Origin of the sequence: Pseudomonas migulae (genome assembly GCF_043225285.1) — a bacterium.
In the GTDB taxonomy this organism is placed as follows: domain Bacteria; phylum Pseudomonadota; class Gammaproteobacteria; order Pseudomonadales; family Pseudomonadaceae; genus Aquipseudomonas; species Aquipseudomonas migulae_C.
Genome location: NZ_CP171224.1, coordinates 295,524 through 312,876 on the forward strand (window position 1 = coordinate 295,524; position 17,353 = coordinate 312,876).

Genomic DNA, 17,353 nt, shown 5'->3' on the forward strand with positions numbered 1-17,353 from the left:
TTGTTTTTCGATGGCCGGGTTTTTCTAGATTTCTGTCCGGGCCCTGACCGCTTCCAGGCGCATGCGCAGCATGGCACCGATATCGAGGAACGGTTTCGGCGGCAGCCAGCCCGGTTGAGCCCGTTGCATCACCGATTCAAGGATCGGCGAGCTGGCGCCCGAGGACAGTTCGGCGAGCAAACGGCCCCACAAGGTGCCGCGCGCAACGCCCGAGCCATTGCAACCGGCGACCGCGAATACGCCCTCTTCAACCTTGCCGAAATACGGTTGCCCGCTGCGCGAGGCGCTTAGATGGCCGGTCCAGGTGTATTGGATGTCCTGCTCGCCGAGGAACGGAAAGCGCCGTTGCAGGCCGAGTACATGGTGTTGGCGTCGCTGCAGCAGTTCGCTGTCGGTCAAGTCGCGGGAGCGGTATTCGGCGGTGTTGCGGATCATCACGCGACGGTCCGGCGTCAGGCGTACCGTCGCGCCGAGCGGCCGGGTCGAGAGCACGCCCCACGGCTCGACAGTGCCGATGGCCTGGAACTCTTCATCACTGAGCGGCCGCGTCAGGCTGGCGCTGAGTTCCATCGGGAACGTCGCGCTATGGTCGATGCCCGAACGGGGAATGAACGCGTTCAGGCACACGATGACTTGCCTGGCCTCAACGCTGCCGGCGCGGCCATTGGCACGAATACGCCCTTCGCCCAGACGTTCCAGGCCGGTGATGTCGGTGTTCTCGAAGAGCGTCACCGATTCCGGCAGCGCATCCAGTAAACCCTTCACGTATTTCGCCGGTTGCAGCAGCGCGTTGCCACGGCCGCACCAGATCGCGGCCTGATAATGCCGGGTGCCCAATTTTTCGGTCAGTTGTTCACCTTGCAGGAATTCAGCGGAGGCACCGACCGCACGCAATGTCGCCAGTTTCGCCTCGACGTCGGTCAATTTCCCGGGATCGTTGACCGCGAAAAAGTAGCCGGCATCACGAAAGTCGCAGTCAATGCCATGACGGGCGATGCGCTGGCGGACTTCGTCACTGGCGGCGCGTGAAATCGCGGTGTCCGTTTCATAGCCGGCAAACCCGTGGTTGCCGATCAGTTCGTCGGTGGTCGGGTGTTCATGCCCCACCACGAAACCCGAATTGCGCGCCGACGCGCCTTGGGCTGCGCGTTGCCGGTCAACAATCACGATCCGCGCTTGAGGGTGCAACTGCGCGAGCGAGTGAGCGGCACTCAGCCCGGTGATGCCGGCACCGATAATCAGCCAATCGGCCTTTACGCTGCCTTGGAGAGAACTGCGCGCGGGTGAACTTCCCGTTTGCGCAATCCAGCCACATTCATTGGTCATGCCTCACCTCATTCGACTGTCATTCTGCGAGCGCATGCAGTAATCGCATGGGCGTTTCCGCCAGACGCTCGCCAGAGCTGGAATCTATAAGGCCTGTAGTGATACAACCAACGTTATAAAATCATCGAGCCATTCAGAAAACGCATGGATAAAATTCGCCACGTTCCCTCGCTCCAGGCCTTGCAGGCATTGGTGGAGGTTTCCGACTCAGGCAGCTTCACCCAGGCGGCGCTCAAGCTGTGCCTGACCCAGAGCGCAGTCAGTCGCAAAATCCAGCTGCTGGAGAGCCACTTCGGCGTGCCGATGTTCGTCAGGAACAGCCGCCATGTGGGGCTGACGCCGGAAGGCGAACAGGTGCTGGGGACCGCGCGCAATATCCTGGCGCAATTGAAGACGCTGGAAGACCGGCTCGCACCACAGGAACGCCCCTTCCGCATTCGCATGCATGTGTCCCTGGCGGTGCGCTGGTTGCTGCCGAAATTGAGCGAGTTTTATCGAAGCCATCCGGAGGTTTCGCTGTCGATCGAAACCGTGGCCACCGAAGTGGTGGAGCCGGCCGCAGACAGTGATGCGTACATTCTTTATCTGCCCGAGCCGTCCGCTGACCCGGATTGCCTGACCCTGTTCAAGGAAGCATTAGTGCCGGTGTGCGCGCCAGGGTTGGGCTCGGTGGGCCGGCCGCTGGCGTCGGTGGATGACCTTGTGGGTTTTCCGTTGTTGCACCGCTCGGCGGACCGCAATGACTGGGTGCAGTGGCTGTCCGCCAATGGCGGCAGGCCGCTGGAGGATTACCGGCACATCCCCTTCAACCTCGACGAACTGGCGCTCGATGCCGCCGCGCGGGGATTGGGTGTGGCAATGACGGACCGGACCCTGGCCGGGGAATCGATTGAACGGGGCGTGTTGGTTGTGCCTTTCGGTCGAGCGCTGGAAACCCGAGGTGTGTATGCGTTGAACCTGCAACCCGCCGCCAACGCGCATCCGGCCTGCGCGTTGATCCTGCAATGGTTTGCGCAACAGGCCGAAAAGCAGCGCTGATCGAACCTCAGGTGCCGCCGCCCACGCCTTGGGTTGCCGAGGCAAACGCCACCCCGGCTTCGCGCACCAGGGTGCGCCATTCCGAACTGCTGATCAGCCCGGCACGCTCCATTTCGTCGGCGGCCTTGAGCAACTCGTCGTATTGCTCCTCCACGTCCATACGGATCTCGGGCGTCGCGAGGAGCTTGTACCAGGCAGCCAGGGCATCGCGTCTCAGATCATCGGTCATGGTCCAACTCCCAGGATTGTGCAGAGTTGGAAGTGCGTATCGGCCAGGCGTTCCTTGTGCCCGACATACGGCGGCCCGCCAAGATCATTTGCGCACTCTCTGACGCCTTCGCCAGCAAGCTGGCTCCTACAAGTGCGGGTTCACCGAATACCTGTAGGAGCCGGCTTGCCGGCGATGAGGCCCTGAAAATCACCGCAAACCCAACGCCCTGCATTACAAACTTGTCATCGACTTGTCAGCGTAGCCAGCACCCGCGCTTCCTAAAGTGGCCTCGTCAGTCACCCACACCGGGTGACGCCTCCCACTGATGATGACAAGGGTCGATACCATGAAACCATTGAGCAAACTCTGCCTGATCGCCGCCAGCCTGTTGATGCTCGGCACCGGTTCCGCCATGGCCGGCGACATTGCGCCGGTCAAGGCCAACAACGTTGTCCTGGTGCACGGTTCCTGGGCCGACGGCTCCAGCTGGGCGGACGTGATCTCGCGTTTACAGGCTGCCGGATTGCACGTCACCGCCGTGCAAAACCCGCTGACCTCGGTCGCCGACGACGTGGCCGCCACCCAGCGCGTACTCAACCAGCAAGACGGCCCGACCGTGCTGGTCGGGCACTCCTACGCCGGTACGGTGGTCAGCGAGGCCGGGGTCAATCCGAAAGTCAGTTCGCTGGTCTACGTCGCCGCCCGCGCCCCGGACGCCGGTGAAGACTTCGTCGCACTGTCAGGCAAATACCCGACCATGCCGGTGCGCGCCGGCACCGAAGAACACGACGGTTTCGTCAGCCTGAAGCAGGACGCCTTCCTCAAGTATTTCGCCAGTGACGTACCCCACGACAAGGCGATGCAACTGTTCGCCGTGCAGCAACCCATCGCCAAAACCCTGTTCGGCGAACGCACCACTGCCGCCGCGTGGCACAGCAAACCGTCGTGGTACGCGGTCTCCAGCCTCGATCAGACCATCAACCCCGACCTCGAGCGCTTCCTCGCCAAACGCATGGGCGCCACCACCATCGAGCTGCCGTCGAGCCATTTGTCGCTGGTTTCCCACTCGAAGGAAATCGCCGACCTGATCCTCGAAGCCTCCGGCCGCCAGCCATAACGCCAGGCCCGGTTTCATTACAACTTTGTCATTGAACTGTTGGTCGGCTGTCCGGATCGCGTGGTTAACCTGAGCTCACTGCCAGGCCATTCCCGGCAGCCAACCTGAAGAGAGAAACTCATCATGAAAATGTTAATCCTCGGCTTCGCTGCCCTCCTCGCCACCGGCTCGGCGTTTGCCGACACCCAAAGCACCGCGCCGGTGATCCACGACAAGACCGGTTTCTTCGTGCACATGGACGTCGCCAAAGTCCTGTCCAGCACCGACATCTCGCAACAATGCGGCCTGATTCCGGCGCGACTCGACTACCTCGATCACCAGGGTCGCGAGCACGTCCTCGATTACCAGGTCAACGGCACGGGCTGCACCAACGATCATTGATCCGGCTACACTGGCGCCAATTGGCTGAGGCACGCACCCCATGAATATCCTGGTAGTCGAAGACGAACCCAAGGCAGGCAACTACCTGCTTAACGGCCTGCAGGAACTCGGTTATTCCGTCAGCCTGGCGCGGGACGGCGCCGACGGTTTGCACCTGGCTCTGGAGCACGATTTCGATGTGATCGTGCTCGACGTCATGATGCCGAAAATGGATGGCTGGGAAGTCCTGCGCCGCTTGCGCAAGGAAGCCGACACGCCGGTGCTGTTTCTCACCGCACGGGATGATATTGCCGACCGGATCAAGGGCCTGGAGCTGGGCGCCGATGATTACCTGATCAAGCCTTTTTCCTTCGCCGAACTGGTGGCGCGCCTGCGCACCCTGACCCGCCGCGGTCCCACTCGCGAGGAAGAACAGCTGCAAGTCGACGACCTGCAGATCGACGTGCTCAAGCGCCGCATCACCCGCGCCGGCGTGCGGATCACCCTGACCAACAAGGAATTTGCCCTGCTGCACCTGTTCGCCACCCACCAGGGCGAAGTCCTGTCCCGTTCGATGATCGCGTCTCGGGTCTGGGACATGAATTTCGACAGTGACACCAATGTGGTCGACGTCGCCGTGCGCCGATTGCGCCTGAAGATCGACGACCCGTTCCAGCTCAAGCTGATCCACAGCGTGCGCGGCATCGGCTACCGCTTCGACACCCAGCCATGAGCCGACTTCGCCATTCCCTGACCCTGCGCCTGGCGCTGGTGTTTGCCCTGCTGGCGTTTGCCACGTTGGCCCTGTTGGGCGCAGCGCTCTATCGCGACCTCGAGCGCGAGCTGATTCGCCGCGACGACGCTGCCCTGGTGAACCGCATCGATCAACTGCGCACCTTCCTCAATGACAGCAATACGCTGGACCTGATCCGGACCAAACCGGCGCTGTTCCAGAACATGCTTGGCAACCGCGAGGCGCTGTTGACCATCGGTGCCCCCGGGCAAAAACCGCTGCTGGTGGTCAACCCCGGCAACCTCGCCCTGCCCTCGCTGGCGCCCGTGTCGATGGATCATCCTTTGAGCCTGGCCGACGTCCAGCATTTTCCCGGTGTAGACGGTATCCCTTTCGCGGCGGTCGCGGCGACCATCGAATCCGACGACATGGGCAGTCTGCAGGTAGTCACCGGGCGCCTGATGACCGAGCGCACGGCGGTGCTCGCCAGCTACCGGTTCAACGTGTGCATCTTCGCCGGTATCGCGGCGATTTTGCTGGCATTGTCCGGCTACCTGCTGGTGCATCGCGGCCTGCTGCCGGTGCGGCGTCTGGCCCGGCACGCCCATGGCATCGGCGTCGGCAACCTTTCCGAACGCCTCGAAGACCAGGGCGCGCCACGGGAACTGCTGCCGATGATCGACGCCTTCAATGCGATGCTCGACCGACTCGGCAAAGGCTTTGCGCAATTGAGCCAGGTGTCGACCGACATGGCCCACGAACTGCGCACGCCGATCAACAACCTGCTCGGCGAGACCCAGGTCGCGTTGCAGCAGAATCGCAGCATTGAAGCCTATCAGCAGCTGCTCGCGTCCAATGTCGAGGAACTTGAGCGCCTGGCGCGGATGCTCGACAACATGCTGTTTCTGGCCCGCACTGACCCGGCCAGTGCACTGAGCCAGCGGCAGGAACTGGATGCTGCCGACGAAATGCAGCGTATGGCCGACTACTTCGAAGGCCCGGCGGCGGATGTCGGGATCAGCATTGATGCCCAGGGCGCCGGCGTGATCTGGGCTGAGCCGATGCTGCTGCGCCGTGCGCTGGCCAATCTCTGCGCCAACGCCATCAAATATGGTGCGCCGCATTCCGAACTGTTCATCTGTGCCACGCCTGACGCTGACGGGATTCGCCTGACCGTGCGTAACCAGGGTGCGACTATTCCTGCCGAGCATTTGCCCCGGTTGTTTGAGCGTTTTTACCGGGTTGATCAGTCCCGTGAGCGTTCGGCGCATTCCAATGGGTTGGGGTTGTCGATCGTGGCGACGATCATGCAGTTGCATAACGGGGGGTACAGCGTCAGCAGCCGTGAGGGGGTGACGTGTTTTGAGTTGTTCTTTCCGGTGCGGGGGGTGGGGGAATGAGGTGGGTTTGGTGTTTTCGCGGTTGGTGTGAATATCCGTTTCTGCGGTAACGGCGACTGGCGGTTTCGCCCTTACGGCGAGTCACTTGCAAACACGGAACGCCGCCCGGCGGCAAGTAACCAAGCGCTTTTGCCCCTTTCGTTCGGTGCCTCGCCTAGGCTCGGCATTCCTTCGCTCCGGTCCTGCTCCGTGGGCCCGCCGCCATCGGCCATCCATGGCCGGGGGCGGCTACCGCGGCATCCTTGCCGCGGTGCCCACTGCGCAGAACCTCCACTCGGCCTCACGAGGGGGCGTGTACCGCAAGATCAAAAGCCAAGGCGAGCTAACGCTCGGCCTGATGAGTGGTGAAAAGCAAAAGCGTACGCGATTCCCTGTAGGAGCCAGCTTGCTGGCGAAAAACGCCCAGGCACCACGCTCATCCAGACAGCCCGCGTCATCGTTGACGCCCATCGCCAGCAAGCTGGCTCCTACCATTTTGACCGTGTGAACCCCATCCCCTGTAGGAGCAAGCCTGCTCGCGAAAAACGCCCACTCACCGCGTTCATTCAGACAGCCCGCGTCATCGTTAACGTCCATCGCCAGCAGGCTGGCTCCTACCATTTTGACCGTGTGAACCCGATCCCTTGTAGGAGCGAGCCTGCTCGCGAAAAACGCCCAGACACCGCGTTTATCCAGTCAGCCCGCGTCATCGTTGACGTCCATCGCCAGCAAGCTGGCTCCTACCATTTTGACCGTGTGAACCCGATCCCTTGTAGGAGCGAGCCTGCTCGCGAAAAACGTCCAGACACCGCGTTCATCCAGACAACCCGCGTCATCGTTGACGTCCATCGCCAGCAAGCCGGTTCCTACAGGGGAGCGATGTACAGATCCGGAATGAGGGAACGCGAACACAAGAGAGCCAGGTCGGCCTTAAGGCCGCCTCGGCGGCTGTGGCGGTGGTCGCCCCCTCGAGAGGCCGAGTGGAGGTTCTGCGCAGTGGGCAACCCGGCATGGATGCCGGGTTAGCCGCCCCCGGCCATGGATGGCCGATGGCGGCGGGCCCACGGAGCAGGACCGGAGCGAGGGAATGCCGAGCCCTGGCGAGGCACCGAACGAAAGGGGCAAGAGCCCTTGGTTACTTGGGGCTTTTCCAAGTGACTCGCCGTAAGGGCGAAACCAATAGCCGCCGTTACCGAAGGAATGGATATGTACACCAACAGACACCCAGCCATCGCGAGCAGGCCCGCCCCCACAATGGCTTCGAAAACTACCGAGGACCACACCAAACCACCCAACATGAAATGGCAAAAAAACCACCCCCCTTGAGCACTTTCGACATACCCCAACCCCACCACCGCCCCTAGACTCTCCCCCCAATAACAGCGCCAAACGCGCACCCGTCCGAACAAGGGAACCCCTCATGAACCCATCCGACATTTTCGTTATCAGCGCCGTCCGTTCCGCCATCGGCAGCTTCGGCGGCTCGCTAAAGGACGTACCGCCGATTCAACTGGCCACCGACGTCTGCCGCGCCGCCATCGAACGCTCGGGCCTGGCGCCGGAACACATCGGCCATGCCGTCATGGGCCACGTAATCCCGACCGAAGCCCGTGACGCCTACATCTCCCGCGCCGTGGCGATGAATGCCGGATTGCCGAAAGAAACCCCGGCCTTCAACGTCAACCGCCTCTGCGGCTCCGGTTTGCAAGCGATCGTCAGTGCCGCGCAAAGCCTCATGCTCGGTGACGCAGGCGCGGCGCTGGCCGGTGGCGTCGAGTCCATGAGCCGTGGCGCGTACCTGCTGCCGCAAGCGCGTTGGGGCGCACGCATGGGTGACATGCAGGCCATCGACTACATGCTCGGCGTGCTGCAAGACCCGTTTGCCGGTTTCCACATGGGCATCACCGCGGAAAACATCGCCGAGCGCTACGGCATCAGCCGTCAGACCCAGGACGAACTGGCCATGCTCAGCCAGCAACGGGCGGCGCGGGCAATTGCCGAAGGTCGCTTCGACAGCCAGATCGTGCCGATCGAAATCGCTTCGCGCAAAGGCACCGTGACCTTTGCCACCGACGAACACGTGCGCGCCGAGGTCAATGCCGAGCAGTTGGCCAAGATGAAACCGGCCTTCAAGAAAGACGGCAGCGTCACCGCCGGCAACGCCTCGGGCCTGAATGACGGTGCGGGCGCGCTGATCCTGGCGACCGGTGAAATGGTCCGCGCGCAAGGCCTCAAGCCGATGGTCCGACTGGTCGGTTACGCCCACGCCGGCGTCGAGCCGGAACTGATGGGGCTCGGCCCGATCCCTGCCACGCGTCTCGTACTCAAGCGCGCCGGGCTGACCGTCGCCGACCTGGACGTCATCGAGTCAAACGAAGCCTTCGCCGCACAAGCCTGTGCCGTGTCGCAGGAACTGGGCTTCGACCCGGAAAAGGTCAACCCCAACGGTTCGGGCATCTCGCTGGGCCACCCGGTGGGCGCTACCGGCGCGATCATCGCCACCAAAGCCATTCACGAACTGCTCCGTGTCCAGGGCCGTTATGCCCTGGCAACCATGTGCATCGGCGGCGGCCAGGGCATCGCCGTATTGTTCGAACGCGTCTGACTTTTCCCGCCGGCCCTCCGTTCAGCGGAGGGCCTGGTTGAGCGCCGCCGACCAAACTATTCTTCGCAGGTTTATCCGATGACCTAACCTCATAGGCTGAATGACTAACAAACGAGTCGGACACTCCTATGCGTCATGCACTGAAAGCCATGATTTTCGTCGCTTTCACGCTTTTCGGGGCGGGACCCGGAATGCTGTTGGCGGCGGACCCTCCCGACCTGTCGGCGGCCAGGCCGGCCCCCGCCAACCTCACCATTTCCCAGAGCGATCTTCAGGCGCTGCAACTGCGCCTGGACAGCCTCAAACAGCAGATTTCGCTGGTCAACAACTTCAATCAGCTGGAAGGCCCGCAGGACCAGGTCCAGATGTTCGTGCTGGACGTCGATCGCCTGACGGCCTTGCTGCTTCCCCAACAGACTCAACTGCGCACGCAACTGGGCGTGCTGGGCCCCATCCCCCGCGAGGACTCCGCGGCCGAGCAAGCCGATATCACCGCGCAACGGCTGGCCCTCACCGAGCAGAAAAACAAAACCGACGCCACGCTGAAAACCCTGACGGCACTGAAAACCAGCGCCACCGAGCTCATCACCCAGATCGCCGGCATCCGCCGCAACCTGCTGGAAAGCGAGCTGACCCTGAGCACCCGCAGCCTGCTCAACCCCGAGTTCTGGTCACCGCTCCTGGCCCCGTCCATGGACGATCGGCTGCGCTTCAAAATGTTCTTCGATCAGGCACGAACCGTCGCCAGCGCCGCCTGGATACCGGGGGAACGCCTGATCACCAGCACCCTGCTGTTGCTGTCCCTGCTCTGCTGGACGCTGGGCCGCCGGCTCGCCGAACGCGGACTGACCTGGTTGTGCATCCACCGGATGCCGGAAGGCCGCCTTCGCCGGAGCTCACTCGCGCTCGCCTCGGTACTGGCCACGGTGCTCACCGTCGGCCTGGCCTTGCAACTGCTGTTTTACACTTTCACCCGCGAAACGCCGCTGACACCGGTGCTGACGACGTTTTCCCAGGAATTCGAAAAAGTCGCCTACACCTGCGTCCTGATCACCGCGTTGAGCCGCGCCCTGCTCTCCACCCAACACCCGTCCTGGCGGTTACCCGCGCTGGCCGACCCGGTGGCGGTGGCGCTGAAACCTTACCCGCGCATTCTCGCCGGCGTACTGTTGGTGCTGGTAACGATGAACCAGATTCTCAATGCCACCGGCATGAGCAGCGGCATCGTGATTGCCGGCCGAGGCGTCATCGCACTGGTGGTGGCCTGCATCCTGATCCACCTGCTGTTGCGCACCGGCAAGGTCCGCCGGGCCGTGATCGCCAGTGGCGAAGCCTCCGAAGCCGGACGGACGATCGCCGGCGTGCTGTACACCGCCACCGGCGTGGCGATGGTGATCTGTCTGTTGGCCCTGTTGTCCGGTTATGTGTCCCTGGCCAGGTTCATCACCTATGAACTGGTCTGGGGATTCCTCGTCCTGTGCGGTTTCTACCTGCTGATCCAGTGCTTCAGGGATGCCTGCGAATACCTGTTCTCGACCAAAAGCCCCAGCGGCAAGGGGCTCAAGCAGATGCTCGGCATCGAAGACCGACGCCTGGAGCAGATCTCGATCATCCTCTCGGGGGTCGGGCGCGCCGGGCTGTTGCTGTTGGCGCTGATCACGTTGTTCGTTGGGGGTGTCGGCACGACACTGGGGCAACTGCTCACCAATGTTTTCTCCATTCTCGGCGGCGCCGGGCTGCGCAAACTGAACATCATCCCCGGGCACTTGCTCAATGCCGCGTTCGCTTTGCTGGTCGGCATCTACCTGATCAAGACACTGGGGCGCTGGCTGGACAAGGAATTCCTGCCGAAAACCGAAATGGACCCGGGCATGCGGGCGTCGCTGACCACCCTGTTTGCCAACATTGGCTACGCCGGGGTCGTGCTGATGACGTTGTCATCCCTGGGTGTGCAGTGGACCAACCTGGCGTGGATCGTCAGTGCGTTGTCGGTGGGGATTGGTTTTGGCTTGCAGGAGATCGTCAAGAACTTCGTCTCCGGCCTGATCCTGCTGACCGAGCGCCCGGTGAAGGTCGGCGACCTGATCAGCATCAGCGGGGTCGAAGGCGACATCCGCCGGATCAACGTGCGGGCCACTGAAATCCAGCTCAGTGACCGCTCGATTGTGATCGTGCCCAATTCGCAGCTGATCTCGCAGAACCTGCGCAACGTCACCCTCGGCGGCACTGCCCAAGGGGTGGCGTCACTCGAACTGACCTTCCCCCTGGACATCGACCCCGAACAGGTGAAAGACCTGCTCTACAACACCTATTGCGAGCACGAGACGATTCTCGACAAACCGGCGCCGATGGTGCGCTTCAGCAAACTGACCCCCGAGGGCATCACGCTGACGGTCACCGGCTATGTCGGCAGCCCGCGAATCGTCGGCGTGACCAAGAGCGACCTGCTGTTTGAAATCCTCAAGCGCCTGAGCGACGCCGGTATCGAGCTGGCGAAACCGGCGCCCACGGTGTGAATCAGTGGGCGATGCACACCGATTTCAGCTCGGTGTAGGCCTCGATCACCGCGCGCCCGAACTCGCGTCCCATGCCCGACTGCTTGACGCCACCGAACGGCATCGCCGGGTCGAGCAGCACGTGGGCGTTGACCCAGACGGTGCCGGCTTCGATGCGTGGCACCAGGTTCATCGCTTTGCCGAGGTCGTTGGTCCACAGGCTGGCGGCCAGGCCGTAGCGGTTGTCGTTGGCCAGGGCGATCACGGCGTCTTCATCGTCGAACGGCATCACACCGAGCACCGGGCCGAACACTTCTTCACGGGCCACGGCCATGCTGTGGTCGATGTCCGCCAGAATGGTCGGCTGCACGTAAAAGCCCTCGCCTTCCAGCAACTCGCCACCGGACACCACCCGCGCACCTTCGCGACGAGCCAGTTCGATGTGCTTGAGCACACTTTGCTGCTGCTTGCGTGACACCAGCGGGTTGATCGCCGCCTCACCGTTCATGCCCGCGCCGATCGGCATCGCCGAAACAGCAGCGGCGAGGGCTTCGACGAATTGATCGTGGATCGAACGATGCACGTAGAAGCGCGAGGCCGCCGCACACACCTGACCGTTGTTCAGCAGACCGCCGAGGATGGCGCCTTGAACGGCCTTCTCGATGTCGGCATCGGCCAGCACGATCATCGGGTTTTTACCGCCCAGTTCCAGCGAGAACCGCGTCATGTTTTCCATGCACGCCACGCCGACACTCTTGCCCACGGCGGTGGAACCGGTGAAGGACACTTTGCTCACCAAAGGGTGCGCTGTCAGCACGCCACCGACCGAGGCGCCGCCACCGGTCACGACGTTGAACACGCCCGCCGGAATGCCCGCTTCCAGCGCCAGCTCAGCCAGACGCATGGCGGTCAGCGGTGTTTCCATCGCCGGTTTGATGATCACCGTGCAACCGGTGGCCAGGGCCGGCATCAGTTTCCATGCAGCGATCAGCAGCGGGAAATTCCACGGCACGATCCCGACCACCACGCCCACCGGCTCACGCTTGGTGAACGCGGTGAATTTGGCGCCTGGCGGCAGCGGGATCGACACGTCGAAGGTCTGCCCTTCGATCTTGGTCGCCCAGCCGGACATGTAGCGCATGAACTCCACGGTGGCGTTCAGATCCAGCGCCCGGGCCATGTTGATCGACTTGCCTTGGCTCAGGGTTTCCAGCTGCGCCAGTTCTTCGGCATGCGCTTCTACCAGCGCCGTGAAGTTCAGCAGGATGCGTTCGCGATCCGCCGGACGCAGGCCCGACCACACGCCGGACTTGAAGGCTTTGTGCGACGACTGCACCGCCTGTTCGACCACTTCCAGCGGGGCGTCGAGGGTTTCGCACAGGGTTTTGCCGGTGGCCGGGTTGACCACGGCGATGCTCTGCCCTTCGGCGAACACCCATTGGCCATCGATAAAGCAGCCGTGGCGGCGGTCAAGGAATGCAGCAACCTGCGGCAGGATTTCAACGTTGCTCATAAATCACCTTTCATTCAAATGTAGGAGCCGGCTTGCTGGCGAAGCGCCGTCAACCGGCCGCTCAGTGTTGTTCTTTGAGGAAACACACGACCGCCTGGCGATCGTCGGCAGAGGCCAGGCCCATGTAGGGCATGTAGGTTCCCGGCACGAAGGCCTGGGGCTGAGTGATCAGTTGCGCGATGTTCTCGGCCTGCCAGTTGATGTCCTTGCTGCGCATGGCCTGGGAATAGTTGAAGCCCTCCAGCGAGCCGGATTTGCGCCCGACCACGCCGGCCAGATTCGGCCCCATCATTCCCGTCATGCCCTTGGTCACCGAATGGCAGACCGCGCATTCATTGGCGAACACCTGGGCGCCATGGCCCTGGTCGGGTGCGCAGTCGGCTGCCAGCGCGGTGTGCGCCAACGTGAAGGAAAGCAGGCCGATGAGGGGCAAACGCAGCGAGGTGAACATAGGAAAACGACCTTGAAATCCGCGCTCGTCAATTGAGCGTCAACACGGGAAGGCCGACGCAACGGAGCATCGGCAGGGTTGAAACGGATTGTCGGTGGTCAATGGCGCGCGGGTTTTGCCCTGCGTGCCAGTCGTATTGGCGGGGCTGCCAAACCGGGCATTTTGGCAAGCACAGCCAACTCTTTGGCAACCACACAAAAGGCCGGAAAAGTTCCGCGCCTTAGTATCGAAAAAGACCGCAAACCTGCGCTCAAGAACAAGAACGGATGCCACACATGCTCAAGTCCCCCTTGCTTCGTCTCTCTACCCTCGCGCTGATAATCAGTGCTGGCAATGCCAGCGCGTATGAGCTCTATGCCGATAGCGACAGCCACCTGAACGCCACGCTGGAAGCGGTATTCGGCATTTTCCACAGTCAGGAAAACTACGCGCTGTCCGGCCGCCTCGACGAGGGTTCGTCCTCGTGGCGCGAGGGCTACATCAAATATGGCCTGAGCTTCGACAAGGGCCTGGCCGGCGTGGGTACCGCGTACGGCGCGGCGAACCTGCTCAGCTCCGGCACCTGGGGCGACGGCGATGCCGCGGGGTTCAGCGACGGTTCGGAACGCACCACCAAGTTCGAAGACGCCTACCTCGGCTGGCGTTCGAGCGATCTGTTCCCGGTGCTGGGCGCCGACGGCATCGACCTGTCCTTCGGTCGCCAGAACATCGTGGTCGGCGACGGCTTCCTGATCGATGGCGACGCGCTGAACATGGGCAAGGGCCTGGCTGACGGTGAGTTCAACCGTGGCGGCGCCTACTGGCTGGCCGCGCGCAAGGCGTTCGACGAGACCGCCGTGTTGCGCATCGGTGGCAAGGAAGGCTGGCGCGGCGACCTGATGTGGTTGAAATCCAACAACCGCGCCCAGGCCATGACCGAGATGTATGTCGGCACCCTGGAACACGTGTCTGAAGCGGGCACCGTCGGTTTGACCTACGTCGACACCACCGACATCGATGAGCAATACGCCTCGCCGATCCAGACCGAACGCGACGGCATGAAGACCTACAGCCTGCGCGCCACCGGCAATGCCGGGGTCAAGGACCTGTTCCTCTCCGGCGAATACGCCAAGCAGGACAAGCCGCACACCTCGACCGAAGACGCCTGGTACCTGGAAGCCGGCTGGACCTTCTCCGACGTGGCCTGGTCGCCGTATGTCGGCTACCGCTACAGCCGTTTCTCGGAAGGCTACGACACGCTGTTCTACGGTTTCAGCCGTGGCTTCGGCACCTGGTTCCAGGGTGAAGTGGCGGGCAACTACGCCGGTCCGTTCAACAGCAACGCGCGCATCCAGCAAGTCAAGTTCACCGTCTCGCCGCTGGAGAACCTGACCGTCGGCGCGATGTACTTCAACTTCGACACCATCGACCGCAACCTGGGCAATGCCGACGGCCACGAAGCGGACCTGTACGCCGAATGGCACGTCAATGACCACCTGAGCATCATGCCGCTGATTGGCCTGTTCCAGCCGGACAAGAGCGCCGACCAGGGCGGTACGCAGTTGGGCAACAACGACAAGAACCTCTACAGCCAGGTGATTTTCGCCAGCACGTTCTAAGTTCTGTCCGACGCAATTTCTGTGATAACGGGCGCCCCCCCTGTGGGAGCGAGCCTGCTCGCGATGGCGGTGTATCTGGCAACAAAAATGTCGACAGACACTCCGCCATCGCGAGCAGGCTCGCTCCCACAGGTTTCACCGGTGGCAACACAATTGCGCGGCATCCCCCTTCAACGGAAACGGAGTTTCCAATGCAGAAAATATTCCTGACGATTCAGAGCAAGATCGCCCTGCTCGCCGGCCTCTGCCTGCTGCTGGTGGTGGGGTTGCTGATGGGGTTGTCGCTGTACCAGACCCATCAAAGCAGCCGGCAAGTGGCCGAAGCCAGCAGCGAAATGCTCGCCAACGCGGCCAAGGAACACATGCAGGCACTGGGCAAAGTGCAGGCGATGCAGGTGCAGCGCACCTTCATGCAGACGCACGAATATGGCCAAGGCCTGTCGCGCTACCTGCTGTACCTCAGGCAGTTGCAACACCAGGGCCATTTGACCCGCCCGCAACTGCGCCAGGAACTGAGCACCCAGCTGCATCAGGCCCTGATCGACAAGCCCGACCTGCTCGGGCTTTACGTCATTTTCGAACCCGACGCCCTCGATGGCGCCGACTCCGGTTTTGTCGACCAGGCGGCCATGGGCAGCAACGAGACCGGACGCTTCTCCCTGTACTGGGTGCAAAGCAAACCCGGTGAACTGCAAGCAGTGATCGGCGACGAAGGGCTGCTCGCCAACACTTCGCCCGGCCCCAGCGGCGCGCCGTACAACGCGTTCTACACCTGCGCTCGCGACACGGCTAAAGCGTGCGTGCTGGAGCCGTACTTCGACGAAGCGTCCGGCAGCCGCAAACTGGTGACCAGCATCGCGTTCCCGCTGATAGACAACGGCAAGGTCATCGCCGTGGTCGGCCTCGACATCAACCTCGCTGCCCTGCAGCAAAACAGCGAAGCCAGCGCGCGTCAGTTGTTCGACGGCAACGGCCAGATCAGCATCGTCAGCCCGAGCGGGGTGATTTCCGCCAACAGCCAGGACGTCAGTCGCCTCGGCCAACCGCTGGACAACGCCGAGGTGATGGACACCCTGCGTCAGGGCCAGCCAAAAGTGTTTGTCGACAGCCAACAGATCAAGGTCCTTGAACCGCTGGCACCAATTGCCGGTGCCGCGCCGTGGGGTGTACTGGTCGGCGTGCCGCAGGACGTGTTGCTCGCCCCGGTCACCACGCTGCAGAAGGAACTCGACGCGCAAGGCGTGCAAAGCACCGCGCTGGAGCTGTTGCTGGGCGGCGGGTCGGCCCTGCTTGGGCTGGCGTTGATCTGGTACGCGGCGTATCGCATCACCCGGCCGCTGCAATTGCTGACGCGGGTGATGGAGGATATTTCCCTGGGCGAAGGCGACCTGACCCGGCGCCTGACTGTGCAATCGCGGGATGAAATCGGTCAGCTGGCCACTGCGTTCAACCGCTTTGTCGAGCGCATCCACCACTCGATCCGCGAGGTGTCGTCGGCGGCGCTGGGCGTCAATGAAGGCGCCAAGCGCGTGCTGTCGGCGTCCAATTCGTCGATGAGCAATTTCGACGAGCAATCGACACGCACCAACAGCGTCGCCGCCGCGATCAACCAACTCGGGGCTGCCGCCCAGGAAATCGCCACCAATGCGTCGGATGCTTCACAGCAAGCCTCCGCCGCGCGCCAGCAGGCCGAAGACGGACGTCAGGTGGTGGAGCGCACGATTCAGGTGATGAACGAACTGTCCGGCAAGATCAGCGCGTCGTGCGCCAACATCGAGGTGCTGAACACCAAGACCGTGAACATCGGGCAGATCCTCGAAGTGATCAAGGGCATCTCGCAGCAGACCAACCTGCTGGCGCTCAACGCGGCAATCGAAGCGGCACGCGCCGGTGAGGCGGGCCGTGGTTTTGCGGTGGTTGCCGATGAAGTGCGCAGCCTGGCGGGACGCACCCAGACGTCGGCGGCGGAGATCCAGCAGATGATCGAAGAGCTGCAAGTCGGCGCGCGGGAATCGGTGACGACCATGACCGAGAGCCAGCACCACAGCCAAGAAAGCGTCAGCATCGCCAACCTCGCCGGCACGCGCCTGGGCAGCGTGACCCAGCGCATCGGCGAGATCGACAATGTGAACCAGTCGGTGGCGGCGGCGACGGAGGAGCAGACATCGGTGGTCGAGGCGTTGAACGTGGACATCACCGAGATCAACACGCTGAACCAGCAAGGGGTGGAGAACCTGCAATCGACGTTGCGGGCCTGTACCGAGCTGGAGCGTGAGGCCGGGCGGCTGAATCAGCTGGTCGGGAGTTTTCGTATTTGAGATGAGTGTTGCCTGATCTACCGCTATCGCGAGCAGGCTCGCTCCCACAAGTTTTGTGTACGCCACAAATCCTGTGGGAGCGAGCCGGCTCCGGGCGGCGTTCCGACGATGAACGATAACGCGGTCCCCCTGCCCTCCACCATTCTGGCACCCACACGCAACCACTTGGCACACGCACGAACAAGCCCCGCCCCACTGCGCACGTAGTA

Annotated in this window: 13 protein-coding genes and 2 pseudogenes; 10 read left to right on the forward strand and 5 right to left on the reverse strand. The window is 62.7% G+C overall.

Annotated elements, in window-relative coordinates:
* Positions 1-24 precede the first annotated feature (24 nt).
* Positions 25-1,326, reverse strand: coding sequence for an NAD(P)/FAD-dependent oxidoreductase (locus tag ACF6ZU_RS01435; protein WP_392890147.1), 1,302 nt, complete (start codon positions 1,324-1,326; stop codon positions 25-27).
* A 144-nt stretch (positions 1,327-1,470) separates the two neighbouring features.
* Between ACF6ZU_RS01435 and ACF6ZU_RS01440 the strand changes: the two genes are divergently transcribed.
* Positions 1,471-2,364, forward strand: coding sequence for a LysR substrate-binding domain-containing protein (locus tag ACF6ZU_RS01440; RefSeq protein WP_392890148.1), 894 nt, complete (start codon positions 1,471-1,473; stop codon positions 2,362-2,364).
* Between the two features lie 7 nt (positions 2,365-2,371).
* Here ACF6ZU_RS01440 and ACF6ZU_RS01445 read toward each other — a convergent pair whose 3' ends face one another.
* Positions 2,372-2,593 (reverse strand): hypothetical protein, encoded by a 222-nt coding sequence (locus tag ACF6ZU_RS01445; protein ID WP_392890149.1) that lies wholly within the window; start codon positions 2,591-2,593, stop codon positions 2,372-2,374.
* 328 nt (positions 2,594-2,921) lie between these two features.
* On the opposite strand from ACF6ZU_RS01445, the gene ACF6ZU_RS01450 reads away from it, so the two are divergent.
* The 4 genes from ACF6ZU_RS01450 (at position 2,922) to ACF6ZU_RS01465 (ending at position 6,185) form a co-directional block, all read left to right on the forward strand.
* Positions 2,922-3,692 (forward strand): alpha/beta hydrolase, encoded by a 771-nt coding sequence (locus ACF6ZU_RS01450; RefSeq protein ID WP_392890150.1) that lies wholly within the window; start codon positions 2,922-2,924, stop codon positions 3,690-3,692.
* 123 nt (positions 3,693-3,815) lie between these two features.
* The gene (locus tag ACF6ZU_RS01455; RefSeq protein ID WP_392890151.1) at positions 3,816-4,073 is read left to right on the forward strand and encodes a DUF2790 domain-containing protein; all 258 of its coding nucleotides are present in this window, start codon (positions 3,816-3,818) and stop codon (positions 4,071-4,073) included.
* A gap of 40 nt (positions 4,074-4,113) precedes the next feature.
* Positions 4,114-4,785, forward strand: a complete 672-nt coding sequence (locus tag ACF6ZU_RS01460) for a heavy metal response regulator transcription factor (RefSeq protein ID WP_392890152.1) — start codon at positions 4,114-4,116, stop codon at positions 4,783-4,785.
* Positions 4,782-6,185 (forward strand): heavy metal sensor histidine kinase, encoded by a 1,404-nt coding sequence (locus ACF6ZU_RS01465; protein ID WP_392890153.1) that lies wholly within the window; start codon positions 4,782-4,784, stop codon positions 6,183-6,185. Before ACF6ZU_RS01460 ends, ACF6ZU_RS01465 begins: the two co-directional genes overlap by 4 nt.
* A gap of 675 nt (positions 6,186-6,860) precedes the next feature.
* On the opposite strand, the gene ACF6ZU_RS01470 is transcribed toward ACF6ZU_RS01465, so the two are convergent.
* Positions 6,861-7,013 carry a hypothetical protein gene (locus tag ACF6ZU_RS01470; RefSeq protein WP_392890154.1) on the reverse strand — a complete coding sequence of 51 codons (153 nt, stop codon included), beginning with the start codon at positions 7,011-7,013 and terminating at the stop codon, positions 6,861-6,863.
* A 571-nt stretch (positions 7,014-7,584) separates the two neighbouring features.
* Here ACF6ZU_RS01470 and ACF6ZU_RS01475 point away from each other — a divergent pair.
* Both ACF6ZU_RS01475 and ACF6ZU_RS01480 read left to right on the forward strand, forming a co-directional pair.
* The gene (locus ACF6ZU_RS01475; protein ID WP_392890155.1) at positions 7,585-8,769 is read left to right on the forward strand and encodes an acetyl-CoA C-acyltransferase family protein; all 1,185 of its coding nucleotides are present in this window, start codon (positions 7,585-7,587) and stop codon (positions 8,767-8,769) included.
* A 128-nt stretch (positions 8,770-8,897) separates the two neighbouring features.
* Positions 8,898-11,285, forward strand: a complete 2,388-nt coding sequence (locus ACF6ZU_RS01480) for a DUF3772 domain-containing protein (protein WP_392890156.1) — start codon at positions 8,898-8,900, stop codon at positions 11,283-11,285.
* 1 nt (position 11,286) lies between these two features.
* Here the strand turns inward: ACF6ZU_RS01480 and ACF6ZU_RS01485 are convergent, their stop codons facing one another.
* Positions 11,287-12,777, reverse strand: coding sequence for an aldehyde dehydrogenase family protein (locus ACF6ZU_RS01485; protein WP_392890157.1), 1,491 nt, complete (start codon positions 12,775-12,777; stop codon positions 11,287-11,289).
* A 61-nt stretch (positions 12,778-12,838) separates the two neighbouring features.
* Entirely contained in the window at positions 12,839-13,228 is a 390-nt protein-coding gene (locus tag ACF6ZU_RS01490; RefSeq protein WP_392890158.1) for a c-type cytochrome, read from the reverse strand.
* A gap of 275 nt (positions 13,229-13,503) precedes the next feature.
* Here ACF6ZU_RS01490 and ACF6ZU_RS01495 point away from each other — a divergent pair, with 275 nt between their 5' ends.
* The 3 genes and pseudogenes from ACF6ZU_RS01495 to ACF6ZU_RS01505 form a co-directional block, all read left to right on the forward strand.
* Entirely contained in the window at positions 13,504-14,826 is a 1,323-nt protein-coding gene (locus ACF6ZU_RS01495; protein WP_392890159.1) for a hypothetical protein, read from the forward strand.
* Between the two features lie 410 nt (positions 14,827-15,236).
* Positions 15,237-15,698, forward strand: a pseudogene (locus ACF6ZU_RS01500) (cache domain-containing protein); the annotation flags it as partial.
* Between the two features lie 480 nt (positions 15,699-16,178).
* A pseudogene (locus tag ACF6ZU_RS01505) lies at positions 16,179-17,144 on the forward strand (methyl-accepting chemotaxis protein); the annotation flags it as partial.
* Positions 17,145-17,353: the final 209 nt, after the last annotated feature.

Coding starts and splice junctions, on each gene's coding strand:
- ACF6ZU_RS01470 (WP_392890154.1), bottom strand. CDS start 7,013: ATGGACGTCAACGATGACGCGGGTTGTCTGGATGAACGCGGTGTCTGG.
- ACF6ZU_RS01440 (WP_392890148.1), top strand. CDS start 1,471: ATGGATAAAATTCGCCACGTTCCCTCGCTCCAGGCCTTGCAGGCATTG.
- ACF6ZU_RS01485 (WP_392890157.1), bottom strand. CDS start 12,777: ATGAGCAACGTTGAAATCCTGCCGCAGGTTGCTGCATTCCTTGACCGC.
- ACF6ZU_RS01465 (WP_392890153.1), top strand. CDS start 4,782: ATGAGCCGACTTCGCCATTCCCTGACCCTGCGCCTGGCGCTGGTGTTT.
- ACF6ZU_RS01435 (WP_392890147.1), bottom strand. CDS start 1,326: ATGACCAATGAATGTGGCTGGATTGCGCAAACGGGAAGTTCACCCGCG.
- ACF6ZU_RS01480 (WP_392890156.1), top strand. CDS start 8,898: ATGCGTCATGCACTGAAAGCCATGATTTTCGTCGCTTTCACGCTTTTC.
- ACF6ZU_RS01495 (WP_392890159.1), top strand. CDS start 13,504: ATGCTCAAGTCCCCCTTGCTTCGTCTCTCTACCCTCGCGCTGATAATC.
- ACF6ZU_RS01460 (WP_392890152.1), top strand. CDS start 4,114: ATGAATATCCTGGTAGTCGAAGACGAACCCAAGGCAGGCAACTACCTG.
- ACF6ZU_RS01445 (WP_392890149.1), bottom strand. CDS start 2,593: ATGACCGATGATCTGAGACGCGATGCCCTGGCTGCCTGGTACAAGCTC.
- ACF6ZU_RS01490 (WP_392890158.1), bottom strand. CDS start 13,228: ATGTTCACCTCGCTGCGTTTGCCCCTCATCGGCCTGCTTTCCTTCACG.
- ACF6ZU_RS01450 (WP_392890150.1), top strand. CDS start 2,922: ATGAAACCATTGAGCAAACTCTGCCTGATCGCCGCCAGCCTGTTGATG.
- ACF6ZU_RS01455 (WP_392890151.1), top strand. CDS start 3,816: ATGAAAATGTTAATCCTCGGCTTCGCTGCCCTCCTCGCCACCGGCTCG.
- ACF6ZU_RS01475 (WP_392890155.1), top strand. CDS start 7,585: ATGAACCCATCCGACATTTTCGTTATCAGCGCCGTCCGTTCCGCCATC.